16 protein-coding genes are annotated in these 24,143 nt (G+C 65.8%); 9 read left to right on the forward strand and 7 right to left on the reverse strand.

The genetic code is table 11. The features are described from left to right. Positions 1-57 precede the first annotated feature (57 nt). From LQ953_RS09035 to LQ953_RS09050, 4 genes are all read left to right on the forward strand, one after another. Entirely contained in the window at positions 58-450 is a 393-nt protein-coding gene (locus LQ953_RS09035; protein ID WP_231030398.1) for a hypothetical protein, read from the forward strand. Then, complete coding sequence (locus LQ953_RS09040; protein ID WP_231030399.1) at positions 447-1,715, forward strand: efflux RND transporter periplasmic adaptor subunit; 1,269 nt, start codon at positions 447-449, stop codon at positions 1,713-1,715. The genes LQ953_RS09035 and LQ953_RS09040 overlap by 4 nt, the downstream gene beginning before the upstream one ends. A 77-nt stretch (positions 1,716-1,792) precedes the next feature. Then, positions 1,793-4,984 carry an efflux RND transporter permease subunit gene (locus tag LQ953_RS09045; protein WP_231030400.1) on the forward strand — a complete coding sequence of 1,064 codons (3,192 nt, stop codon included), beginning with the start codon at positions 1,793-1,795 and terminating at the stop codon, positions 4,982-4,984. A gap of 11 nt (positions 4,985-4,995) precedes the next feature. Continuing rightward, positions 4,996-6,384: an efflux transporter outer membrane subunit gene (locus LQ953_RS09050; protein WP_231030401.1), complete on the forward strand. Its 1,389-nt coding sequence runs from the start codon at positions 4,996-4,998 to the stop codon at positions 6,382-6,384. A 45-nt stretch (positions 6,385-6,429) separates the two neighbouring features. Here LQ953_RS09050 and LQ953_RS09055 read toward each other — a convergent pair whose 3' ends face one another. Then, a complete protein-coding gene (locus LQ953_RS09055) occupies positions 6,430-7,326 on the reverse strand; it encodes an AraC family transcriptional regulator (RefSeq protein WP_231030402.1) in 897 nt (298 codons plus the stop codon). A gap of 150 nt (positions 7,327-7,476) precedes the next feature. On the opposite strand from LQ953_RS09055, the gene LQ953_RS09060 reads away from it, so the two are divergent. Next, positions 7,477-8,202 (forward strand): SDR family oxidoreductase, encoded by a 726-nt coding sequence (locus LQ953_RS09060; protein WP_231030403.1) that lies wholly within the window; start codon positions 7,477-7,479, stop codon positions 8,200-8,202. Between the two features lie 187 nt (positions 8,203-8,389). Then, a complete protein-coding gene (locus tag LQ953_RS09065) occupies positions 8,390-9,421 on the forward strand; it encodes a cupin-like domain-containing protein (RefSeq protein ID WP_231030404.1) in 1,032 nt (343 codons plus the stop codon). Positions 9,422-9,436: 15 nt separating this feature from the next. On the opposite strand, the gene LQ953_RS09070 is transcribed toward LQ953_RS09065, so the two are convergent. The 5 genes from LQ953_RS09070 to LQ953_RS09090 are packed head-to-tail and all read right to left on the reverse strand — an operon-like array spanning position 9,437 to position 16,581. Continuing rightward, complete coding sequence (locus LQ953_RS09070; protein ID WP_231030405.1) at positions 9,437-10,447, reverse strand: cupin-like domain-containing protein; 1,011 nt, start codon at positions 10,445-10,447, stop codon at positions 9,437-9,439. Next, positions 10,444-11,976 (reverse strand): tryptophan halogenase family protein, encoded by a 1,533-nt coding sequence (locus LQ953_RS09075; protein ID WP_231030406.1) that lies wholly within the window; start codon positions 11,974-11,976, stop codon positions 10,444-10,446. Before LQ953_RS09075 ends, LQ953_RS09070 begins: the two co-directional genes overlap by 4 nt. Beyond that, positions 11,973-13,577 (reverse strand): tryptophan halogenase family protein, encoded by a 1,605-nt coding sequence (locus tag LQ953_RS09080; RefSeq protein ID WP_231030407.1) that lies wholly within the window; start codon positions 13,575-13,577, stop codon positions 11,973-11,975. Before LQ953_RS09080 ends, LQ953_RS09075 begins: the two co-directional genes overlap by 4 nt. Further along, positions 13,574-15,091 (reverse strand): tryptophan 7-halogenase, encoded by a 1,518-nt coding sequence (locus tag LQ953_RS09085; RefSeq protein WP_231030408.1) that lies wholly within the window; start codon positions 15,089-15,091, stop codon positions 13,574-13,576. Before LQ953_RS09085 ends, LQ953_RS09080 begins: the two co-directional genes overlap by 4 nt. Beyond that, the gene (locus tag LQ953_RS09090; protein WP_231030409.1) at positions 15,067-16,581 is read right to left on the reverse strand and encodes a tryptophan halogenase family protein; all 1,515 of its coding nucleotides are present in this window, start codon (positions 16,579-16,581) and stop codon (positions 15,067-15,069) included. The genes LQ953_RS09085 and LQ953_RS09090 overlap by 25 nt, the downstream gene beginning before the upstream one ends. Before the next feature lie 236 nt (positions 16,582-16,817). Between LQ953_RS09090 and LQ953_RS09095 the strand changes: the two genes are divergently transcribed. Continuing rightward, complete coding sequence (locus LQ953_RS09095; protein ID WP_231030410.1) at positions 16,818-20,357, forward strand: TonB-dependent receptor; 3,540 nt, start codon at positions 16,818-16,820, stop codon at positions 20,355-20,357. Between the two features lie 387 nt (positions 20,358-20,744). Here the strand turns inward: LQ953_RS09095 and LQ953_RS09100 are convergent, their stop codons facing one another. Next, entirely contained in the window at positions 20,745-22,580 is a 1,836-nt protein-coding gene (locus tag LQ953_RS09100) for a glycoside hydrolase family 9 protein (RefSeq protein WP_231030411.1), read from the reverse strand. 159 nt (positions 22,581-22,739) lie between these two features. Here LQ953_RS09100 and LQ953_RS09105 point away from each other — a divergent pair, with 159 nt between their 5' ends. Both LQ953_RS09105 and LQ953_RS09110 read left to right on the forward strand, forming a co-directional pair. Further along, complete coding sequence (locus LQ953_RS09105) at positions 22,740-23,798, forward strand: SMP-30/gluconolactonase/LRE family protein (RefSeq protein WP_231030412.1); 1,059 nt, start codon at positions 22,740-22,742, stop codon at positions 23,796-23,798. Positions 23,799-23,808: 10 nt separating this feature from the next. Beyond that, positions 23,809-24,108 (forward strand): DUF6496 domain-containing protein, encoded by a 300-nt coding sequence (locus LQ953_RS09110; protein WP_231030413.1) that lies wholly within the window; start codon positions 23,809-23,811, stop codon positions 24,106-24,108. The last annotated feature ends 35 nt before the right edge of the window (positions 24,109-24,143 follow it).

Consider the following 24,143-nt stretch of genomic DNA (forward strand, 5'->3'; position numbering starts at 1 on the left):
TTCCGTACAGCGCGGGGGCGCTCGCCCTCGGCCGATCAACCAGGAGGAGGCGTTATCATGGCGTATCTCAACTTCAGCGAAGTGCAAGGCGGCACTGCGGCGCCAGCGGTTACCAGGCCGACCGCCAAGAGCGGGTTCTCCGCGCTCGAATGGTCGGTGGTGGCGATCGCGCAGAAGGATCGGCTGGGGAGCCTGAACAAGCCGGGACGCATGTCCGTGGCGCTTGGCGCCATCTTTGGCGGCTTCAAGGGCGATCCGACCTTGGCAGACCCGCGCTTGGAGGCGCTGCGCCGCATCGCCGTGCTTGCCTGGCATCATGGTTATGCCGTCCCGCGCAACGAAATCCATGCATTCCACGCGACGGGCTACACCGCCGAACAATATGAAACCCTGATGGCTAGCATCAGCCGCGGCCGCTCGGCCCTGAACCAGGGAAAGCGATTTCGATGAACATGATTTCCCCGATCGAGAATACAGAAAGTCGTGCTGAGGCGTCGGGCCAGCCGCGCCGGATGAAGGCGTGGCAGCGCGCCGGCCTGATCGCTTTGCCGGTGGCGCTGGTCGCAGCGGGCGTGGGCGTCGCGTACAAGGATGCGCCGGCCGCTGCCGCAGCGCCACCGCTCCCGGTGGTCACCGTCGCCACGCCACTGGTGCGCGAAGTCAACGAATGGGACGAATATGTCGGCCGGTTCGAGCCCAGCCGTGCCGTGGAAGTGCGGCCGCGCGTGTCGGGCGCGGTCACCGGCGTCCATTTCACAGACGGTGCGGTGGTTCATAAAGGCCAGTTGCTGTTCACCATTGACCCGCGGCCCTTCACTGCTGCGCTGGCCGAAGCGCGTGCGGGACTGGCCGCTGCGCAAAGCGACTTGGCTCTGGCACGCACCGACCTTGCCCGCGGGCAGCGGCTGGTCGCGGTGGATGCGGTGTCGCGTAGCGATCTGGAACGGTTGCAGGCACGGGTTCGCGCCGGCAATGCCGCCGTCGCCGCCGCACAGGCGCGGGTTCGCAGCCGCGTGCTGGAGGTCGAGTTCACGCAGGTCCGTGCGCCGATCGCGGGCCGCATCTCGGACCGTCGGGTCGATGCCGGCAATCTGGTGGCGGCCGGCGAGGGGCAGGGCGGATCGCTGCTGACCACCATCAACGCGCTGGACCCGATCTACTTTACCTTTGATGGTTCCGAGGCGCTGTTCCTCAAGACCAAGCGCGCACGCGAGGCTGGGGCGCAATCCTCGCCCGCCGAAATCCGGTTGCAGGACGAGACGGAATATCGCTGGAAGGGGCGGCTGGACTTCACCGACAACCGCCTGGATGCACGATCGGGCACGATCCGCGGGCGGGCGGTGCTGAGCAATCCTGGCATGTTCCTGACGCCCGGCATGTTCGGCAACATGCGCCTGTCCTCCGGTGGCACCGAACGCGCGCTGATGGTGCCCGACGCCGCGATCCAAACCGACCAGGCGCGCAAGCTGGTGCTGACCGTCGCTGCCGACGGCAGCGTTGCGCCCAAGCCGGTAGAACTTGGCCCAGTGATCGACGGCCTCCGGATCGTGCGCAGCGGGCTGACGCCGCAGGACCGCGTGGTGATCGCCGGCACCCAGATGGCGATGCCAGGCGCGAAGGTCAGCCCCAAGCCGGGCAGGATCGCGCCGGTTCAGGCTGCGCAGACCCAAGCCGTTACTGCACCGGTCACAGGCGAGGCGACCTTCGCCCGTTGACCCGTCAGCCGCCGGGCGGTCCCCAAGTGCCCGGCGGCTGACACCCCTTTTCAGATCCCTTTACGAGGAGTGGCCCCATGCGCCTCTCGCGGTTCTTCATCACGCGTCCGATCTTTGCGGCGGTCATTTCGATCGTCATCACGATCATCGGCGCGATCGCCTATCTGGCGCTGCCGATTTCCCAATATCCCGACATCGTGCCGCCTACGGTTACGGTGAGCGCATCCTATCCCGGCGCATCGGCAGAAACGGTCGCCGAGACGGTGGCCGCGCCGATCGAGCAGGAGATCAACGGCGTCGACGACATGCTCTACCAGTCGTCGCAATCGACTGGTGACGGCGCAGTCACGATCACCGTCACGTTCAAGTCGGGCACCGACCTGGATGCCGCGCAGGTGCTGGTGCAGAATCGCGTTGCTGTCGCCGTGCCGCGCCTGCCCGAGGAAGTGCAGCGGCTGGGCGTGGTGACGCGCAAGACTACGCCGGACTTCCTGATGGTGGTCAACCTGATCTCCCCGGACAATTCGATCGATCGCAGCTACATTTCCAATTACGCGCTGACGCAGGTGAAGGACCGTCTGGCCCGTATCGAGGGCGTGGGCGACGTGCGCATGTTCGGCGCGCGCGATTATGCGATGCGCGTGTGGATCGACCCGGGCCGCGCTGCTGCGCTCAACCTGACGGCGGGCGATATCGTTCAGGCGCTCCGGGCGCAGAACATCCAGGTCGCTGCCGGTACGCTGGGCCAGCCGGGCTCCGCGCCGACGGGCAACGCCTTTCAGCTCAACATCCAGACGCAGGGGCGGTTGAAGGATCCGGCCGAATTCGGCCAGGTCGTGGTCCGCACCGATCCCGATGGCCGGCAAGTGCGGGTGAGCGACGTGGCGCGCGTAGAATTGGGCGCGGCGGATTATTCGTCCAACACATACCTGTCGAACCAGCCGACGGTGATCCTTGGCGTGTTCCAGCGCCCGGGCTCCAACGCGCTTGCCGCCGCGCAGGCGATCGAGCACGAGCTGCAGACCATGTCCAAGGACTTCCCTAAGGGCTTGGAATATCGCGTCATCTACAACCCGACCGAATTCATCGCCCAGTCGATCGACGCGGTCTATCACACGCTGGGCGAAGCGATCCTGCTGGTCGTGCTGGTGGTCATTGTGTTTCTTCAGAAATGGCGGGCAGCGATCATCCCGGTCGTGGCTATTCCCGTGTCGCTGATCGGCACGATGGCGGTGCTGCTGCCGCTCGGCTACTCGCTCAACAACCTGTCGCTGTTCGGTCTGGTGCTGGCGATCGGCATTGTCGTCGACGATGCGATCGTGGTGGTGGAGAATGTCGAGCGCAACTTGGCGCGCGGCATGACCCCGCTCCAGGCGGCGCAAACCTCGATGGACGAAGTGTCGGGCGCGCTCGTCGCGATCGTGCTGGTGCTGCTTGCGGTTTTCCTGCCGACCTTGTTCCTCAACGGTCTGTCGGGCGCCTTCTACAAGCAGTTCGCCGTCACGATCTCGGCGGCGACGGCGATCTCGCTGCTTGTGTCGCTGACGCTGTCGCCGGCGTTGGCTGCGCTGTTGCTGCGCCACCATGAGGGTGAGCCCAAGGGGCGGATCGGCCGCTTCACCCAAGGCGCCGCCGACCGATTCAACCGCGGATTCGAGCGGATGAGCGACGGCTATGCCCGGCTGACGCAGAAGCTGGTGACTCGGCCCAAGCGGATGATGGTGACTTATGTCGGCCTGATCGCAGCCACGGTTGCTACGTTCTGGGTTACGCCGGTCGGTTTCATCCCGGCGCAGGACCAGGGCTATTTCCTGACCGTAATCCAGCTGCCGCCGGGTTCTTCGCTGGAGCGCACCGACGAAGTCATGCGCAAGGTCGTCGCCCGCATCCTGCCGATCCCGGGCGTAAAGGGTTCGGTGATGCTGGCCGGCTTCGACGGTCCGTCACAGACCCTCGCGCCGAACAGCGCCGCGGCTTATGTCCCGCTGCAATCCTTTGAGGAGCGCAGCAAGCTGGGCGTCACCTATGCCGGCATCATGGACGAGGCGCGCAAGCGCACCGCCGACATCAACGAAGCGATGCTGCTGGTCGTGCCGCCGCCGCTGATCCAGGGCATCGGCTCGGCCGGCGGGTATCGGATGATGGTCGAGGACCGCGCCGAGCACGGCTATGAGGCGCTGGGCAAGACTGCGTTCGGGCTGATTGGCAAGGCCAACCAGACCGAGGGGCTGCAGCAGATCTATACGTTCTTCAATACGGCCACGCCGCGCGTCTTTGCCGATATCGACCGGCGCAAGGCGGACCTGCTCGGGGTGCCGCCGGAGCGGGTGTTCGAGGCGCTGAACGTCTATCTCGGCTCGGCTTTCGTGAACGACTTCAACATGCTGGGGCGCACTTATCGCGTCACCGCCCAGGCCGATGCGCCGTTCCGGGCGACCGAAGCGGACATTGCCAATTTGAAGACGCGGTCGAACTCGGGCGCGATGGTGCCGATCGGATCGGTCTCGACCTTCGAGAACAAGACCGGGCCGTACCGCGTCACGCGCTACAACCTGTTCCCTGCGGTAGAGGTCGATGGCGACACCGCGCCCGGATACAGTTCGGGACGCTCGCTGGACACCATGGAGAAGCTCGCGAGCGAACTGCCGCCCGGCTACGAAGCAGAGTGGACCGGCATCGCCTTCCAGCAGAAGATGGCGGGAAGCACGGCTGGGCTGGTCTTCGCACTGGCGGTGCTGTTCGTCTTCCTGGTGCTGGCGGCGCAGTATGAAAGCCTGACCATGCCGCTGGCGATCATCCTGATCGTGCCAATGTGCCTATTGGCGGCGATGGGCGGCGTGATCCTGCGAGGCATGGACAACAACGTCCTGACTCAGATCGGTCTGGTCGTGTTGATCGCGCTGGCGGCGAAGAACGCGATCCTGGTGGTCGAGTTCGCCAAGCAGGCCGAGGAAGAAGACGGCCTGTCGCCGGTGGAGGCCGCGGTACGCGCCGCGCGCGACCGTCTTCGCCCGATCCTAATGACCTCGTTCGCCTTCATCCTGGGCGCGGTGCCGCTGTTAATCGCCACCGGCGCGGGCGCGGAGCTTCGCCAGGCGCTGGGTACGGCGGTGTTCTTCGGGATGATGGGCGTGACCGCGTTCGGCCTGCTCTTCACCCCGACCTTCTATGTCGTTTGCCGTGGCCTTGGCGAGCGGATCGCCCGCAGCCGCCGCGCCCGCGCTGCCCGCAAGGGTGGCGGCGGCGCTCACCTCCAGCCCGCAGAATAAGGAGGGCACGCATGCGTATCCTGTTTGCAACCGCCTCGGCAATGGCGCTCGCCGCCTGTGCCGCAGGTCCGGACTATGCCGCCCCCACGCCGCCGCAGAGCGCGGGCGGGAACTTCGTCGCTGCCAATCCCGCGGTCACGGCGGAACCGGTGAAAGGCGACTGGTGGCGGCTCTATAAGGATCCGGTACTCGACCAGCTGGTGGCCGATGCGCTGGCGGCGAACACCGATGTCCGGGCGGCGGCGGCTCGGATCGAGCGGGCGCGGGCGCTGCTGCGCGGATCGCGAGCCGACCGGTTGCCCCAGGCCAACCTGTCCGCCGGCGCGAACTACGGCCGCCTGCCGGAGGTGCAGCGCTTTCCGGGCGCCGACCGCGAAAACTGGCAGATCGATGCCGGACTGAACGTCAGCTACGATACCGACCTGTTCGGGCGCCTTTCGCGCGGGGTCGAGGCTTCGCGCGGCGACCTTGAGGCTGCCGTCGCGGACGCAGACGCCGTGCGCGTGATCGTCGTCGCCGAGACCACGCGCGCCTATGCCGATGCCGCCTCTGCCGCCGAGCAGCTGAGCGTTGCGCAGCGGATCGTGCAATTGCTCGACCAGTCGCTAGATTTGACCGAACGCCGCCGCACCGTAGGGGCTGCGACTCGGCTCGACACCGCGCGGATCGGCGCGCTCCGCAATGAACGGCAGGCGCAGGTGCCAGCGCTCCTCGCCGTACGCGACGCCGCGCTGTTCCGCCTGGCGCTGCTCACGGGCCGCACGCCCGCCGAACTGCCGCCGCTGGCGGCAGCACGGGGCACCTTGCGCTTGGATCAGCCGATTCCGGTGGGCGACGGCGCGGCGCTGCTGGCGCGTCGCCCCGACATTCGAGTGGCGGAGCGCCGGCTGGCCGCGGCCACCGCACGCATCGGCGTGGCGACCGCCGATCTCTATCCCCGCATCACGCTGGGCGCGTCCGGCGGGTCGACGGGTACCGACTGGGGTGACGTTTTCGGCGCGGGACCGCTGCGCTGGCTGGTCGGCGGGCTGATCAACTGGGCGGTCAATCCCGGCCCGGCCCGCGCCCGCGTCGCGGCGGCCGAGGCAAACAGCCAAGAAGCACTGGCCAATTTCGATGGAGCGGTGCTCCAGGCGCTTCAGGAAACCGAGACGGCGCTGTCGGCCTACGGACACGCGCTGGAACGGCGCACCGCGCTTCAGGCCGCGCGCAACGAGGCGGAAGCCGCGGTGAACATCGCGCGCACGCGGCAGCGCGAAGGCGACATCGACTCGCTCGCACTGCTCGATGCCGAGCGCACCTTTGCCGACGCCCAGGCCAGCCTGGCAGCCGTGGACGCATTCGTGGCCGAGCGGCAGATCGACCTGTTCCGCGCATTGGGCGGCGGGTGGCAGGCTTGAAGGTCCATTGCCGCGCTACTGGCCCCAGCCGGATAGCGAGTGGGTCTACACTGGCGTGAGCAGGTTGCCGCTAAGCTGTAGCCGTTCGATGTCACGGCGGGGCGGAGCGCCGAACAGCCGGGCATATTCACGGTTGAACTGCGAAGGGCTTTCATAGCCGACGGCGAAGCCTGCGCTGCCTGCGGTTTTCCCGCCCGCGAGCATCAGGCGCCGTGCTTCCTGCAGGCGAAGCTGCTTCTGATATTCCAACGGCGTCATCTTCGTCACCGCCTTGAAATGTTCGTGCAGCGACGACGGGCTCATGCCGGCAGTCGCGGCAATGTCGCCGATCCGGAGCGGCTGGTCAAAGCCCGCGCGGATCGTGGCGATCGCCCGGCTGACCTGGTTCAAGTGGCTGTCGGCAACCGCCATATGGCGGAGTGCCGGACCATGCGGCCCGGTGAGCAGGCGGTAGAGAATCTCGCGCTCGATCAACGGGGCGAGGGCAGGGATGCTGTCGGGCCGATCCAACAGCCGCATCAGCCGGCATGCGGCGTCGATCAGATCGTCGTCGCTGCGGTACACCGCCAGCGCCGGCAGGTTGGCCTTTGGCGCGCGGCTGCCCTCCGCCATAATGAGGTCTGCCAGCGCCGCCTGATCTATGTCGATCTTGCAGCAGAGATAGGGTGCGTTTGGATCCGCCTGTATGACATGCCCGACAAGCGGCAGGTCGACTGAGACCAGCAGATAGTGGGCGGCGTCGTAGATCAGGCTCTGCTCACCCAGTGTGACCTGCTTGGTGCCTTGGGCGATCAGGCAAAGGGAGGCGTCATACACCGCGGGCAGTGGCACGGTCGGTCTGTCGGCACGAAAGAGCGACAGCCGGGGAAGCGGTGTGCTCACCATCCCAGTTCGGGGAACATGGCGCGCAATCAACGTGGCGAGCTGCCTTATCTGATCCATGCATCTTTGGTGTCTCCAATCAGGCTCTCGTGCAAGCTGGGCATCATCGTTTCGGAGGATCGTGCAACATCTCCGGACGATCGCTCTCACGATCCGCGCGCAACGGATGCCATCTGTGTTCAGCCACATGGCGACAGAAAGGATCCCATCATGACCGACATCATCGACAAGACCGTGCTCATCAGCGGCGCCTCCAGCGGCATTGGCGAGGCGACCGTGCGGGAACTCGCAGCCAGGGGCGCCCGCCTGTTCATTGGTGCGCGCCGAACCGATCGCCTCGAAGCGCTGGCGGCGGAACTCGGCGCAGGCGTGGCGTGGCACGCGCTGGACGTGACCGATGCAGCAAGCTTCGCGGCCTTCGCCGATGCGGCGGAAGCGCGGTTCGGGCGCATCGACGTGCTCATCAACAATGCCGGCGTGATGCCACTTTCGCCGCTTGCCGCTCTGAAGCAGGACGAGTGGTCGCGGATGATCGACGTCAACATACACGGCGTGCTGAACGGCATCGCTGCGGTGCTGCCGCGCTTCGTCTTGCAGCGCTCGGGTCACGTGATCAACGTGGCGTCGATCGCTGCGCATTTCGTGATGCCAAGCGCGGCGGTCTATTGCGCGACCAAATATGCGGTCTGGGCGATCACCGAAGGGCTCCGCCAGGAGCATGATGATATCCGCACCACGATCATCTCCCCGGGTGTGGTCGCAACCGAGCTGGGCAACGACATCACCGATCCGGACATTGCCACTGCGCTGACCAGCTGGCGGCAGAAGTCGCTTACACCCGACGCGATTGCGCGGGCGATCCGGTACGCGCTGGAGCAGCCCGAGAACGTGGACATCAACGAAGTCATCGTCCGCCCGACCGCAGCCGGCATGTAGGCGCCCGACAGAACGCCGTCCGGAGCAGACGTATCGTCCGCTCGGACGGTGCTCCTGCTTCATTGAGGGGGAGGGCGACGCGTCAGGGTACGGCGATGGCGGCGGGCTGATCACGCTGGACCGCCGCATGATCGACATGGCGGCGCTTCCAGTGGCGAAGCACAAGAAAATGCAATAGCGCCACACCATGTCTCCTACCCAACAGGTCTGCCTGAACGTCGCTGAGCGGCCCGCCGTCGATGGCGAGACGTTCGCGCGCGAAGTTGTGCATGGGTACCGCCCGGTGATCCTGCGCGGGCAGGTGCGGCATTGGGCGGCGGTCCAGGCCGGCGCGCGCGGCGACCGGCCAATGGCCGAGTATCTTGCCCGCTTCGGCGGCGGCCGGCCGCTGGAGGTGATGATCGGCGCGCCGGAAATCGCTGGTCGGTTCTTCTACAATGACGATCTGTCGGGGTTCAATTTCAACCGCCAGCAAGTGCCGCTCGGCCAATTGCTGGGCGAACTCCTGCGCTTTGCCGAACAGGAGGTGGCGGCGCCGCATGCGCTGTATGCCAATGCCGCCACTGCACCCGAGCATCTGCCCGGCTGGGACGCGGACAACGCGCTGAACCTGCCGACCGGTGACGCGCCGGCCCGCCTGTGGATCGGCAATGCGACACAAGTCGCGACGCATTATGATCAGTCGAACAACGTCGCCTGCGTCGTACATGGGCGGCGCCGCTTCACCCTGTTTCCGCCCGAGCAGATCGCCAACCTCTACATCGGTCCGCTCGATCAGACGCTAGCGGGACCGCCCTCGAGCATGGTCGACCCCGACGCGCCCGACCTGGCGCGCTATCCCCGCTTCGAGCAGGCGATGGCGCATGCGCAAGTCGCCGAGCTGGAGCCGGGGGATGCGATCTTTATCCCAGCGATCTGGTGGCATCATGTTCGCGCGCTCGACCGGCTGAACGTGTTGGTGAACTATTGGTGGAATGCCGAGGCGACCGCTTCGCCTTTCGGTGCGCTGATCCATGCGCTGATGAGCATCCGCGATCTGCCGGCACCCGAGAAGGCGGCGTGGCGATCCTGGTTCGACCATTATGTGTTCGGGCCGGAAGCCGGCAAGGCCGCGGACCATCTGCCCGAGCCGGCGCGCGGGATCCTGGCGGCGGGCAGCCCGGCGCGCACCGAACGGCTGCGCGGCTTCCTGATCAGAATGCTCGGCGGGCGAATCTGAGCATGCTCCCGCAATTTAAGCGCGCGAGAAGCTTTCCAGCAGCGTCGCCCGCATCCGCGCGGCAGTGATGGCGTCCGGCGGACCCATTATGCCCTTCACATCGTCCGGCAGATGCGCGGCGGGATCGCCGTTCTGGCGAAAGACGAGGTGGTCGAACAGCGTTCGATAGACCTGCCGCTGATCGTCGGGCAGCGATCCTATCGTGACCAGCGCGTGGAGCAGCGCGTCATACGGGTTGCCCATGCCGGCAGGCGCGGGGTTCCACCAGTAATTGACGAACGCGTTGACGGGGTCGAGGGACTCAACCGCGTGCCACCAGTGAAAGGGGATGTAGATCGCGTCGCCCGGCTCCAGCGTCGCGGATTGGCCCAACTTCGCAGCTTCGGCGAACCGCGGGAAGCGATCGAGGTCGGGCGCGTCGGGATCGACCAGACTGATCGGGGTTCCCGCAGGCGTCAGCTCCAGCGGCCCCATGTACAGGTTGACGATCTGGTCGGGCGGGAACAGCGTGAAGCGCCGGCGGCCCATAACCACGACGCCGATATTCTCCATCAGGTCGTAATGGGTGGCAACGCGGATCGCATTGCCCAGCCACATCCGCGGCACGACCGAAGGCGGCAGCAGGCTGGTCGCATTCTCGTCCGTGAAGCCGGGCAGGAGCTGCGGCAGCGGCACCGACTGGACGGCCATCGCGTAGGGCCGGGCATGATTGCGGTCGCGTAGCAGCCGGTCGAGAAACGGGTCGAGCGGGCTCTGGCCCCGGACGAAGTTCAGCCCCTTCAGATCGGGCGTGTAGAAGAAGCGCCCGCCGATCTCGGGTTCGCCGAGGATCGCGGGAACCGGCTGGGGATGACTGAATCGCGTGAGATAGGCGATGCCGCTGTCGGCGGACTCTTGCGCCGCCTGCACCGCAGGCCAGTCGCGGCCCAAGCCGCGCAACACCACCGGGCGCGCGGCCGGGCGTACTTCCTGCTCGAAGGTGCGGCGGTCGATGCCGTCGATCTCGGGTAGCGGCGGATAGGTCATGACGCGGCTGCAAGCGCGGCTGGATCGCAGCCGATCTGGCGGAGATAGTCATCCTGGAGCGGCATGATCGAGGCAGTGTCGGCGACGACCTGGCGGATGTGCTGAAGCCGCGACAGGGTTTCGGCGTCCGAGAGCAGGTCTGCGGCGGGGTGATAGCCCCCGGCCTCGACACCCTGGCCGACCATCACCGACAGCCAGCTGGTTTCGGTGAACAGTTCGTTGCCTTCGCGGAAGATGCGGCCATTGGCACCAAAGATGGCGAGTTTGTCGGCGAGGGCGGGCGGCGGCTCCAGGGTGCGGCAATAGTCCCAGAAGGGCGTGTCGGCGCGCTCCGTGGCCTTATAGTGCAGCACAAGAAAGTCGCGGATCTCGAGATAGTCGGAGACATGCGCGGCGTTGAAGCGGTCGATCTCCCGCTGGTCGAAGTTGCGGGTCGGCCAATAGGTGAGCAGCCGGGCGATCGCCGACTGAACGAGGTGGATGCTGGTCGACTCCAACGGCTCGAGAAACCCGCCGGCGAGCCCGAGCGCGACGACGTTGCCCACCCAGGCACGGCGGCGATGGCCGGCGGTGAAGCGCAGCGGCCGAGGGTCGGCGAGGGGTTTGCCGTCCAGATTGGCGAGCAGGGTGGCCGCGGCTTCATCGTCGGAGATATGGGCGGAGGAATAGACATAGCCATTGCCGATGCGGTGCTGGAGCGGGATGCGCCACTGCCAGCCGGCGCCGCGCGCAGTGGAGCGGGTAAGCGGCTGGCGGTCGCCGCCATTCTCGCACGGCACCGCCACGGCGCGGTCGCACGGCAGCCAGTGGGTCCAGTCCTCGAACCCGGCCGCCATCGCGCCTTCGATCAGCAGCCCGCGAAAGCCCGAGCAATCGAGGAACAGGTCGCCTTCGACGCGCTTGCCCGATTGGAGCAGCACCGCGGCGACATGGCCGGTCTCCGCGTCGCGCTCCACGTCGATGATGCGCCCCTCGGTGCGGACCGCGCCATTGCCCTCGGCCAGCCGGCGCAGGAAGCGGGCGTACAGCCCGGCGTCGAACTGGAAGGCATAGCCGAGCTTGGACAGCGGCGAGGCAGGCTGGTCGGGGCGGGGATGCGCGAAGCGGCCCTGAAGACCCCCGACGATGCTGAGCGAATAGGCGTCGAGCGGGGTAGGGTCGCCCAATTCCCGGCCCTTCAGCCAGAAGTGGTGGAACTCGATCCCCTTCATATCCAGGCCGTAGAAGCCGAACGGGTGGACGTAGCGGTGGCCGGGCCGCACCCAATCAACGAACTCGATGCCCAGCTTGTAGGTCGCGCGGGTTTCGCGGACGAAGTCGGCCTCCTCGATGCCGAGCATCTTGTTGAACAAGACGATCTGCGGGATCGTCGCTTCGCCCACCCCGATCGTGCCGATCTCTTCGGATTCGACGAGTTCGACGCAGAAGTCAGGCATTTCGCCCATGATGCGGGTGATCGCGGCGGCCGTCATCCAGCCGGCGGTGCCGCCGCCGACAATCACCACCCGGCGGATCGCGTCTGCCCTCACAGCGGATTGGCCGAGAAGTTGAAGGGCGTTTCGGACGCGAAGGAGAAGCTGGGCTCCCCTTGCGCGGGCACCGCCGCCAGAGCCGCGGGCGCGTTCGCGAGCGAGGCGCCGGTGTGGCGCAGGAAGTCGCCATGGCTCGGCAGCTGCGCCGCCACCTGGAGATAGCCTTGCCGCATCTGCTCCAGCGCGCCGGCCACCTTTTCCTCGTCGAGGGCGTCCGCGGCGGGCTCGTGCTCTTCGGGCACGATGTGCTGGCCCAGGCAGACCGCGACCCAGCTGGTGGTGGCGAACAGCTCCGCGGCTTCGCGGAACACCCGGCCCTTGGCGCGGAACAAGTCGATCTTGCGCTGCAGGGTGTCGGGCACGTCCATATTGCGGCATCGGTCCCAGAACGGCGTGTCGGACCGGCGGGTCGCCTTGTAGTGCAGGATGACGAAGTCGCGCACATCCTCATACAGGTCGCGCATCTGGCGGTTATATTCGTCGCGCTCGATCGCGTTGAAGCGCTGGTCTGGGAACAGCGCGATCAGCTTGGCGATGCCCGACTGCACCAGATGGATCGAGGTCGATTCCAGCGGCTCGACAAAACCCGAGGACAGCCCCAGCGCCACGACGTTGCGGTTCCAGCCCAGCTTGCGGCGACCGGTCACGAAGGAGAGGTGGCGCGGCTCGGCAAGCGGCTCGCCTTCCAGATTGTCGAGAAGCTCGCGCTCGGCCGCTTCGGCAGTCATGAAGTCGCTGCAATAGACCAGCCCGTTGCCCATCCGCTGCTGCAAGGGAATGCGCCACTGCCAGCCGGCGCCGCGCGCGGTGGCGCGGGTGAAGGGGTCCGGATCGCCCGAATAGCGGCTGGGCACCGCCACCGCGCGGTCGCAGGGAAGCCAATGCCGCCAGTCCTCATAGCCGGTGGCGAGCGCTTCCTCGATCAGCAGCCCACGAAAACCCGAGCAGTCGATGAACAGCTCGCCCTCGACGGAGCGGCCGTCCTCCAGCTTCACCGCGGCGACATGGCCGTCATCGGGGCGCAGCGCGACATCGACGATCTTGCCCTCGATCCGTTGGACGCCGCCCGCCTCGGCATAGCGCCGCAGGAATCGGGCATAGAGCCCGGCGTCGAAGTGGAAGGCGTAGAGCAGTTCCTTCACCGCGGACTGCGCGCCTTCGGCCGGACGGGCGAACTTGCCGGCCTGCGCCGCGACCGCGCTCATCGACCAGGCGGAGATGTCCTGCATCACCCGGCGCTTGCGTTCGCGCAGATAGAGCTGGTGGAAATGGACGCCGCCCAGATCATGGCCGTGCGCGCCAAAGGGGTGGAAATAGCGCTCGCCGATATCGCCCCAGCCGTCGAACTCGATGCCCAGCTTGTAGGTGCCGCCGGTCTCGCGGATGAAGTCGTTCTCGTTGATGCCGAGCATACGATTGAAGGTAAGCAGCGGCGGGATCGTCGCTTCGCCCACGCCGACGGTGCCGATCTCTTCCGACTCCACCAGCGTGATGCGCGCCACGCCATTGTCGAGGAAGCGTGAGAATGCCGCAGCCGCCATCCACCCGGCGGTGCCACCGCCAACGATGACGACGTTGCGGATCGTGTGTTCGTTCATCGGGCGATCCGTCTGAGTTGCGCCGCATGATGTTCCGCGGCGGTGGGAAATTGGAGAAGGGCGCGCGAAATCGCCGCGCGGTAGCCGGCCATTGCTGCGTCCGACTGAGCGGGCGGAGCGCCCTCGATCAGCGGGTCCGTACGGCCGGGGATCAGCCCCTGGCCGAGCAGGACGGCAAGCCAGCTGTCGCGTGCAAAGGTCTCTTCCTCGAAGAAGGGGAGCCGGCCGCGCTCGCCGAACAGCTTCAGCGTGTGCGCGAGGCTGGCGGGCAGGTCGGCAGAGCGCCGCCAGAACGGCTCGGTACGCCCGGCGGTCGCATAATGGCAAAGCACGAAGTCGCGCACGCGCATGACCTCGGCGCTGGCCTGCCGGTTGTAGTCGGCCGTCTCCAGGGGGTGGCAGGCGCGGCCCGGCATCATCGAAACGATCCGATCGATTGCGCTCTGGGCCAGATGCAGGTTGGTCCATTCCAGCGGCTCGATGACGGTGGCCGCGTCGCCCACTGCCACGCAGTTGCGCGCCCAAGGTTCGGGGCGAGTACCCTGTTTAAACGCTATCGGCGCGACGCCGGCTTCAACGCCCGCATCTTCGGCCAGTCGCTGATGCGCGTCTGCGTCGCTCAGGAATGCGCTGGAATAGCAGAGGCCGTGTAGCGTTTTAGCGGGCGCGGAAGTCCTCCACTGCCATCCGCCAGAAAACGCGACGACGTGATCGAGCGGAGATGGAGCGGAGGCCGCAGCCTGCGCCTGGAGCAAGCGGTCCGCGCGGAGCCAACCCTGCCAGTCCTCCCACTGCGCGTCGATCGCTCCGCGCACGACGCCGGCAGGTCCTGCGGCGTCGACGAACAGGTCAGCTTCAACCACGCTTGCGTCGGCGAGCACCAGATCCTCAACAAAGCCATCCTCGCCGCGCAGCCGAACGTCCGCGACAATGCCCTCGCGAATGATGACGCCCAGGTGGCGCGCGAAGGCGGCCAGCATCGCCCGATATCGGTCGATGTCGAGCACCAGACCCGCCTGGATGCCGGCAAATGGTGGACCTGGCTCAGGCTCGGAGGGCACCATGCGCCCTGCGCGGGCGAGCATCGCGGCGGGTGCGTGCGCGTCAAAGGGCGCTGCCGACCCGGCATGTGCGGCACGTACCCAGTGATGGTGGAACGATGCGGTGCCAAATGGCTGCCCATATGGACCATAGGCATGCACATAGCCGGGATGGTCCTGCGCCCAACCCTCGAACAGCGTACCCAGGCGCCAGCTGCCACCCGCGCGCAGCACCGCATCGTCTTCGCGCAGGCCCAGATCGTCGTGGAAGCCCACGGTCGATGGCAGGGTTTGCGCGATCCGGTCGGCAAGTGCGTTCGCGGGTGGCGGAGAGGTGACGATCGTCACCGGCAGCCCGGGCACGCGCCGCTTGAGCGCGACCGCCGCCGACCAGCCGACAATGCCGCCGCCGACCACCACGACGCTGCGCACCGGATCGTCCAGCATCGTCATGCGGCGGCCGGCATCGGGCAATAGCGTTCCAGATAGGCGAGGTGTTCTGGCATCGCCGTGACGGCGGCGCCGATCTCCGCCTGCATCTGGTGCATGCCAGCGATCAAGCTTTCCACCGAAGGACCTGTCGCGCGCGGATCGAACCCGGCCGGAATCACCCGCTGGCCAAGATAGACCGACACCCAGCTCGCGTCGAGGAACGCGCCCTCGCGATATTTGACGATGCGGCCGCGGCGGCGGAACAGCTCCATCTTCTCGGCCAGGCTGTCCGGGATCGGCATGGTGCGGACGTAGTTCCAAAACTCGGAGTCGTCGCGCTGCGTGGCGTGATAATGGAGGATCAGGAAGTCGCGGACGCGGTCATATTCCATGTCGACGATGCGGTTGAACTCGTCGCGGTCAAACGGCGAGATCCGCTGCTCCGGGAACAGTTCGATGAGAGCGGTAATCGCCTGCTGCACCAGGTAGATGCTGGTCGACTCCAGCGGTTCCAGGAACCCGCCCGACAGGCCGATCGCGACTACATTATGCGCCCAGCTGCGCTCCCGGCGCCCGGCCTTGAACCGCAATGTGCGAGGGCTCGCCATCGGTGCGCCTTCGACGGCAGCGGTGAGTGCGTCGGCGGCATGCTCTTCCGACACGAAGTCGCTCGAGAAGACGTAACCATTGCCCGTGCGGTGCTGAAGCGGAATGCGCCAGCGCCAGCCCGCCGGCATTGCGATGGCACTGGTATACGGCGTGACGTCGGTCGCGGTGCGGCAGGGCATGGCCACGGCGCGATCCGCGGGAAGCCAGCGCGACCAGTCCTGGAACGGCTCGCCCAGCGTCTTGCCGATCAGCAGCGACGCGAAGCCCGAACAGTCGACGAACAAGTCGCCTTCGATCCGGTGCCCGTCTTCCAGCACGATCGCCTTGATGTTGCCGCTCTCGCCCTCGCGCTCAGTGTCGACGATCCTGCCTTCGGTGCGCTCCGCTCCCAGCGCCTCGGCAAACCGCCGCAGATAGGGCGCGAACGCCACCGCATCGAATTGATAGGCATAGCCGAAGGTAGAGGCGATCTGGCGGGGATCTGGCCACGGCGGCGCGAACCGGTTGGCGCGGGCCAGCGTGCACGCCATCGAGAACGCCTCGATCGGGGGTAGCTGGACCCCGGCATGCAGAAGCCGGGCATAATAATGGTGGAACTGAACGTCGCCCGTGCCGCGCCCAAAGGTGCCGAACGGATGGATATAGCTGTCGCCGATCCGGCCCCAGTTGCGAAACTCGATGCCCAACTTGAACGTGGCGCGGGTGGTGGCCATGAACTCGGCTTCGTTGATGCCGAGGCGTTCGTTAAAGGCGCGGATGTGCGGCAGAGTCGCCTCGCCGACGCCGATGATGCCGATTGCTTCCGATTCGACGAGATGCACGTGGCAGCGATTTGGCAGTAGCTTGACGAGCGCGGCCGCGGTCATCCAGCCCGATGTGCCGCCCCCCACTACCACGACACGCTGCCGGTCCGGCCTCGTCATGCGTTCCCACCCCAAAAACTGCCGCCTTTATTGCCGGCGATGCTTTTGCCGGTTCATATCAGCTGTCCCGACTTTGGCTAGCGTCCCGGCGTGGCTAATAAGCAACAGCGCCGCACTTTTTGTTAGCGCGAACATAAAGACTTGCGAGCCGGAAACGCGCGCCGTACTTGCAGCGGGTACGGTACTGCGCGAGATTCGTGCACTAAGATGCCGAGACATCAACGGGAGGGGCCTCAATGGTCATCGATGCCATTTTGAACGCGGCTGACGTAAACGCGTCCCGCAAGAAGACATTGCGCTTGGGTGTGTCGGCAACGGCGATGTGCGTGTTCGCACTCGGTACGCCGGCCTATGCGCAGACGGCCGCAGCCAGCGGAGAGAACACCGCCGGCGCGACGACTGCCACCAATGCGCCCGGTGCCGAACAGACGGTGCCGCAGGATGCGACGGATGCTCCGGCCGATGCGGCTGCGGCGGGTGACGAAGTCGTCATCACCGGTATTCGCCAGAGCCTGGCCAACGCCCAGAACATCAAGCGTAACTCCGACACCGTTGTCGACGCGATCACCGCCCAGGATATCGGCGCGCTGCCTGACCGCTCGGTCACCGAAGCGCTGCAGCGCGTTCCGGGCGTCTCTATCAACCGCTTTGCGGGCAACAACGACCCCGACCACTTCTCGGTCGAAGGCTCGGGCGTCAATGTGCGCGGCCTGAACTTCGTGCGCTCCGAATTCAACGGGCGTGACACCTTCTCTGCCGGCATCGGCGGTCAGGCGATCAACTTCGCCGACGTGCCGTCCGAGCTGCTCGGCTCGGTCGAGGTCTACAAGAATGCCACTGCCGACCTGATCGAAGGCGGTCTGGCCGGTACGGTCAACCTTAATACCCGCAAGCCGCTCGACAACAAGGGCTTCCACATCGGTGGCGGCATCGAGGCAAATTACGGCGATTTCGCCAAGGAATGGTCGCCGACCGGCTCGCTGCTGATCAGCAACACCTGGGAAACCGGCATCGGTACCTTCGGTATCCTGGGCAACGCATCCTATTCGCAGCTCAAGAGCCGCGCGGACGGTATCCAGGTCACCAATTTCCAGACGCGTGACGGCGTCCAGGCCGCTACCGGCACGGGCACCAACACCACCGTGACCTGCCGCAACCAGCTTCCGGGTGGCACCGACGGCTTCACGCTGCAGCCAGGTAACGTGACCGGCGTCGGCGGCGCGACGTTCCCGAACCCGCTCAATGTCTGCGGCGCGCCCGGCACGGCGGGCGCTGACGGCTTCGCCGACCCGCTCAGCGTTGCCTATGCGCCTATCGGCGGCCAGTACCGCAGCCAGGACTACAACCGTAAGCGTGACGGCCAGGCGCTGGCACTGCAGTGGCAGAGCAACGACGAGCGCACGACGCTCACGGCGCAGTTCCTGCGCACGCACTCCAGCAACGCCTGGGGCGAGCACACGTTCGAAACTGCGCCGGATCTTTCGGAATACAACACCTATCCTGCCGGCTGTCAGCAGAACGGCAACGGCCCGGTCAACGGTGCTGGCAACGCCACCACGCGTGCGGAGTGCCAGTTGAACGGCTCCGGGCAGTTCGTGTTCGGCACGGATCAGCGTGGCAACGGCTACAACCCGACGGGCAACGCCTTCCCCAACTTCGTGTATGACAGCAATGGCACGTTCCAGAGCGGCTTCATCACGCTGCCGGGCTCGGGCTGGCGCACGGCTTCCAGCGGCTCTGCAACCACCACGGTTCCGACCGGCGGCATGCAGCAGTCGCTGTCGCGCCGTCAGGTGCTCGACGAAAACACTGTCAAGGACGCGGGCCTTAACCTGCGGATGAACCCGGACGATCATTGGTCGATCGCGCTGGACGTCGACTATACCTATGCACGGCACGACGTCGTCGACCTCAGCGTCTTCGGCTCAACCTTCGCCGACCAGGAACTCGACCTGACCGGCAAGCTGCCAAACGTCATCACGCACAAGCCGCTGACGCTTGCCGCGAACTGGGCATCGCCCAATCCTGCGATGGCGGCCGCCAGCGACTCGGAATATTTCCAGAACCGCGACTTCCAGTTCTGGCGCGCGGCGATGGATCACATCGAGCAGAGCGAAGGCGACGAATACCAGATCAAGGGCGACTTCGCGTACAAGTTCGACGACGGCGAGTTCTTTCAGCGCGTGAAGTTCGGCGCACGCTATGCCGAGCGTCAGCAGGACGTGCGCTACACCGCCTATAACTGGGGTGCGATCAGCGAAGTCTGGTCGGGCGCACCGGTCACGTTCAACCAGGGCGATACCAGCCGTTCGTCGCTGTACAGCTTCGACAACTTCTTCCGCGGCAAGACCTCGGCTCCGCCGCAGGCCTTTTACTACAATGGCGACCTGATCAACGGTTACAACGATGCGGTCAGCTTCTTCCAGACGCAGAACGACATCTGGCGCAGCACCAACGGTGCGACGGCAAGCAACCGCTTCCTGGGTGCAGGCCAGCGCGCAGGCGCCATTGCCGGTACTGCCTTCCTGCCGTCCGAAGTTTCGAACGTCCGCCAGGAAGACTCCGCCGCTTATGCGATGGTGCAGTTCGGCAATAACGATCCGGTCTTTGGCAACGTTCGCGTGTCGGGCAATATCGGTGTCCGCTACGTCCATACCGACGTTTACTCGCGTACCTCGACCGCGGTCCCCAACCGCACCGAACTCGGCGTGGTCGATCCTTTCTCGACCCGCTGCGTAGCGACGGTTCGGCAGTTGCCGGATGGCACGACTCAGACGGTTCAGCCGAGCGGCGTCTGCAACCTGGGTGAGGCGGAGTATACCCGGCTTCAGAACTTCGCTGTGGATGGCTATGCGGCCGTGCCGGCTTCGTTCAAGAACAGCTACAGCTACTGGCTACCCAGCGCGAACCTGAAGTTGGGCCTCTCGCGGGATCTGATCTTCCGTCTCGCGGCCTCCAAGGTGCTGACGCGCCCGGACTTCGCGAACATTCGGCCTTACGTGACCTACGCGCTTGAGCCTGGCTCCGGCACGGTCACCATCAACGCCGGCAATCCGAACCTGAAGCCTGCAACGGCATGGCAGTTCGACGCCACGCTTGAATGGTATTTCGGCCGCGTGGGCCAGCTGTCGATCGACGCTTTCTACAAGACGGTAGATGGGTTCTTCTACCAGTCGCTCGTCAATCGGACGCTCACCAACAATGGTATTACCCAGAGCATCCAGGCACGCGGGCCGGAGAACTTTGAGGGCAAGGGCAAGATCAAGGGCTTCGAGATTGCCTATCAGCAGACCTTCGACTTCCTGCCCGGCGTGCTCGGTGGGTTGGGCTTCAACGGCAACTACACGTACATCGACAGCTCTGGCCTTCCGAACTCGTTCCTGAACGGTGGCACGCCGTCCTCGACGTCGACGGTCGCCAAGGGCAACCTGCCGCTGGAGGGTCTGTCCAAGCACAACGTCAACGCCACGGTCTTCTATGAGCGCGGTCCGATCTCGCTGCGTGCGGCGTATAACTGGCGGTCGCGCTTCCTGCTCACTGCAGCAGACGTGATCTTCCCGTACACGTCGATCTTCAACGACGCGAACGGCCAGCTCGACGCGTCGGCGTTCATCAACCTCAACAAGTACGTCAAACTGGGCGTACAGGGCGTGAACCTGACGAACACGACCACCAAGCTGCTCCAGGCCTATAAGGCAGGATCGAACGATCTGGCGCCGCGGTCGTACTTCACCAACGACCGGCGTTACTCGATCATCCTGCGCGCCAACTACTGAGCGCAGTGACGGCAACAAAAGGGAGGCGGTGCGAAAGCGCCGCCTCTTTTTTGTGCCCAGGTGATCCGTGTCGCCTGGATTCGCTCTCCCGCGAACAGTCAGGGCTTTCAGGATTGCTGAGTGGCCTTCAGGCTCGCGGAAGTAGGCGCGACGCCATCCCTGCGAATGGTCAAACCGGTGATCAAGCAAAGCAGAAGCGGACGGGCGACCGTAGTGTCGGCTCAGCGACCCCCCGCGAACTGTCTCACACGAACTTACAAGCGGGCGGAAAGCCGTCCCTGACCACGCCTACTCATGAGGGCACGACCTGGCGCCCGGAAAAATTGAGATGCACCGGATCGACCAGCATAAGGCGGCGCTATTCTCCGCCCTATGCTGGTGAGATCATCATGCGTTGCCGTCCAGATACGACGCTACCCACAGCAGAGGCGCGTTCCAGTTGATCGCCACTTCGTTGAACGTGTACGCCGCGATGTCGTCCTTCCAGCAGCGCTGCGGCACACATTTGCCCTTCATCGGCGCTGCGACGGGATCGCCCATCGAGGTGGAATTCGGCCCGCCCGAAAGCACGCCCGGTGGCGGCCCTGGCAGCGACGCATCAAGCTGGTGCGCCCAGAACCGGTGGTGCGGGTTCATCAGCGGCCGCGCGCCAAAGCCCGACACATAGCTCTGGTCGAGCGGGTTGCGACCCAGCACATAGTCCATCGCATCAACCGCGCCGTTACGATAGCGCGCGTCTCCGGTGAAGCGGTGCGCAAGACCCAGGATCATCGCCCGGTTCAGGATCGAGGAATTGGAGCCCCAGGGATAAGCAAGCGTCGCATAGGAAATGCGATACCCCGAACGCGCTTCCTCGGCCAGGAACCCGTCGGCCGCCGCCACCAGCGCTGCCTTGGCGCCGCTTGCCTCGGCTTGCGGAACGCCCGGCGCACTGGCCAGCGTGATCGCGCCCAGCGCAGCGACATTGCCCCAATTGGGCTCGCGCACCGCCGCGCGATGCGCGGGCATGCCCCGCAACGCGTCCCCGTAGGTCGCCTCGCCAGTGGCAGCCCACAGTTCGGCGGTCGCCCAATATAGTTCGTCCGACAGGTCATTGTCGCCATAGCCGCCGCTGCCAGTGAAGCTGCTGGTGGCATAAACCTGCGGATTGCGCAGCGCCGCCTGATAGGCGCGCTTTGCTGCGCTCAGGCATGTCGCCGCGAACGTTGGATCGACGCTTCGCCAGATCCGAGCGCACTGCGCGGCCACCGCCGCCAGGTTGAGCGTCGCGCCGGTCGTCGGCGGATAGAGCAGCCGGTCTTCCTTGTCCTCGTGCGGGCGGGTGGGAAGCGAGGTCCAGTTGCGGTCGGCGACCTTCTGGTGCGCCATGCCACTTGCATTGATGGTGCTGAACGTCAGCTTTGCGCCGGGCTGCAACGGACCCACCGGCACCTGTGCACGGGTGCCCTCGGGCACCTGCATCGCCAGCAGGAACCGCATCTCGTATCGCGCCTCGTCGAGCAGGTCATCGATACCATTGCCCGCCTCGGGCAGGCGAGCGCGGCCATCGGCGAAGGCAAACCGCCCAGCGGCGGCCTGGCGCTCGTACAGGTTCTGCAGAGTCCACAGCGCAATGCCGCCATTCACGACATATTTGCCGTGATCCCCGGCGTCATACCATCCGCCGGTCACGTCGAGCGTGTAGCTGCACCCTGGCCACTCCGTGCCGCGCTCGTCCGCGCCCTCGAAGCAAGGCGCGACTTCCTTGGGGTGCCCGGCTGGCCGTGCCCATTGCGTGCCCCGGGCATAGCGCGCCTCGATCGGAATCCCGGCGCGGTTCTGATAGAAGAAGTTCAGCGCCGCCGACGCCAGCGGGGCGTAGAGCCCGGCGCGTATCGCAAAGGCGCGACTGGTCTGCCCGGCGACTTCGATGCGGTAGGTGCCAGGCGCCGTCACGCCGTCAAAGCTGACAAGATGGACGTGATCGCCCGACGCCGCGTCGTCGCCGATCACGGTTGTCGATCCTTGCGCGGCGATCCTGCCGCTCGCGTTGACTACCCGCCACGCGAGGGGCTTGGTCGATGCGGCGGCAACCACTGCGCGCTTGGCGGTATCAGGCAGGAAGCCGATTTGGTTCAGCCGGATGGCAGGCGCGGGGCTGGCTGCGCCGATCGAAAGCGCAGCAGCGGCCGCCAGGAACACGGCGCGCAGGGGGGCAGTGGACAGCTTCCAGCGCAACAACATCGGCACCCTCTCACTTCTATATTTTGTGAGCGGTACCATAAGCTTGTCGTCGAACTTGGCAACGCAACCCGTTCGAATTGCGCTGCAGGCGTGATCGGACGCAACGGAAGGGCCCGCTGCAAGTTTGCGTTCGCATGCGCGTGGACTTGGGAGCGGATCATGGATGAACAACAGCTCGATCAACGCGGCAGCGTTCCGGTCGCACTTACCGAGGTTGCCAGGTTTGAACACCAGGTGACTGGCGTCACCGTCAGTCCTGACGGGCGCATCTTCGTCAACTTTCCGCGCTGGACCGAAGACTCGCCGATCTCGGTTGCCGAATTGCTGCCCGGCGGCGAACTCAGGCCCTATCCCGATGAGAAGTGGAACAGCTGGCGCAACGCCAAACAGAACGAAATGCCGGTCGAGGACTATTTCGTCTGCGTTCAGTCTGTCGTCGCCGATCGTCACGGCGCGCTGTGGGTCCTCGATCCCGCCGCCCCGGGCAACGAGAAGATATTGGAAGGTGGTCCCAAGCTCGTCCGGATCGATCTCGCCACGAACCAGGTGACCAAGGTCATCGGCTTCTCGGGCGACGTGGCGCTTCAGGGCACCTATCTCAACGACATCCGTTTCAGCCCCGACGGACGGACGGGTTATATCACAGACTCCGGCACCCGCGGTGCCATCATCGTCGTGGATCTGGAAGCCGGCACTGCGTTTCGCGCGCTTGACGGCCATCCCTCGACGCAGATGGAGAAGGATGTGACAGTCGAAGTCGATGGCGCGCCGCTTCGCCGCCCCGATGGACGCCAGCCGGCCTTTTCGGCAGACGGCATCGCCATCGCGAACGATGGCAGCAAGCTTTGCTGGCAGGCGCTGACCGGCCGCACGCTCTATGCGATCGATACCGGGCGGCTGACGGCCGACACGCCAAAGGAAGTGGTCGAGGCTGCGGTGGAGACGGTTGGCACCACCCACGTCGCCGATGGGCTGTGGATGAGCAGCAACAACACGCTCTATGTGACCTCGCCGACCGACAACTCGGTCACGCGTTGGACCGGCTCGGGCACCGAGCACGTCGTCACCGACGGCCGCCTGCGCTGGCCCGACACCATGTCGGAAGGGCCGGACGGTACGCTGTACGTCACCGCCAGCCATATTCAGGACACCTACTGGTTCAAGCCGGACGCACCGCCCGCGCTGCCCACGGCGCTGTTCTCGTTCAAGCCGGCCTGAGGAGGACGACATGGCCAAACAGACGGGCGGTCAAATGGCGACGATGGAACGCGTCATGCACGAGTTCAAGGAAGGCGAACTCGAGACAGGCGCCGGCAAGAAGGTGAAGAGCCGCCGTCAGGCGGTTGCGATCGGCCTTAGCGAGTCGGGTGCCTCCAACCAGCAAACGCCTCAGCAGAACGCCAGGCGCCGCCGCCAGAGCAGTGGCGATGCCCCAACAAAGGCGGAACTGTACGAAAGGGCGCAAAAGCAGGACATCGCGGGCCGCTCGAAGATGAGCAAGGCGCAGCTTGCCAAAGCGGTCTCCTGACGCCGCCCGCCGGAAACATTCCGGATAAACCCGCA

Source organism: Sphingomonas sp. IC-56 (assembly GCF_021043375.1).
Lineage (GTDB): Bacteria > Pseudomonadota > Alphaproteobacteria > Sphingomonadales > Sphingomonadaceae > Sphingomonas.

Coding starts and splice junctions, on each gene's coding strand:
- LQ953_RS09105 (WP_231030412.1), top strand. CDS start 22,740: ATGGATGAACAACAGCTCGATCAACGCGGCAGCGTTCCGGTCGCACTT.
- LQ953_RS09110 (WP_231030413.1), top strand. CDS start 23,809: ATGGCCAAACAGACGGGCGGTCAAATGGCGACGATGGAACGCGTCATG.
- LQ953_RS09100 (WP_231030411.1), bottom strand. CDS start 22,580: ATGTTGTTGCGCTGGAAGCTGTCCACTGCCCCCCTGCGCGCCGTGTTC.
- LQ953_RS09040 (WP_231030399.1), top strand. CDS start 447: ATGAACATGATTTCCCCGATCGAGAATACAGAAAGTCGTGCTGAGGCG.
- LQ953_RS09050 (WP_231030401.1), top strand. CDS start 4,996: ATGCGTATCCTGTTTGCAACCGCCTCGGCAATGGCGCTCGCCGCCTGT.
- LQ953_RS09080 (WP_231030407.1), bottom strand. CDS start 13,577: ATGAACGAACACACGATCCGCAACGTCGTCATCGTTGGCGGTGGCACC.
- LQ953_RS09045 (WP_231030400.1), top strand. CDS start 1,793: ATGCGCCTCTCGCGGTTCTTCATCACGCGTCCGATCTTTGCGGCGGTC.
- LQ953_RS09090 (WP_231030409.1), bottom strand. CDS start 16,581: ATGACGAGGCCGGACCGGCAGCGTGTCGTGGTAGTGGGGGGCGGCACA.
- LQ953_RS09035 (WP_231030398.1), top strand. CDS start 58: ATGGCGTATCTCAACTTCAGCGAAGTGCAAGGCGGCACTGCGGCGCCA.
- LQ953_RS09070 (WP_231030405.1), bottom strand. CDS start 10,447: ATGACCTATCCGCCGCTACCCGAGATCGACGGCATCGACCGCCGCACC.
- LQ953_RS09095 (WP_231030410.1), top strand. CDS start 16,818: ATGGTCATCGATGCCATTTTGAACGCGGCTGACGTAAACGCGTCCCGC.
- LQ953_RS09065 (WP_231030404.1), top strand. CDS start 8,390: ATGTCTCCTACCCAACAGGTCTGCCTGAACGTCGCTGAGCGGCCCGCC.
- LQ953_RS09055 (WP_231030402.1), bottom strand. CDS start 7,326: ATGGATCAGATAAGGCAGCTCGCCACGTTGATTGCGCGCCATGTTCCC.
- LQ953_RS09060 (WP_231030403.1), top strand. CDS start 7,477: ATGACCGACATCATCGACAAGACCGTGCTCATCAGCGGCGCCTCCAGC.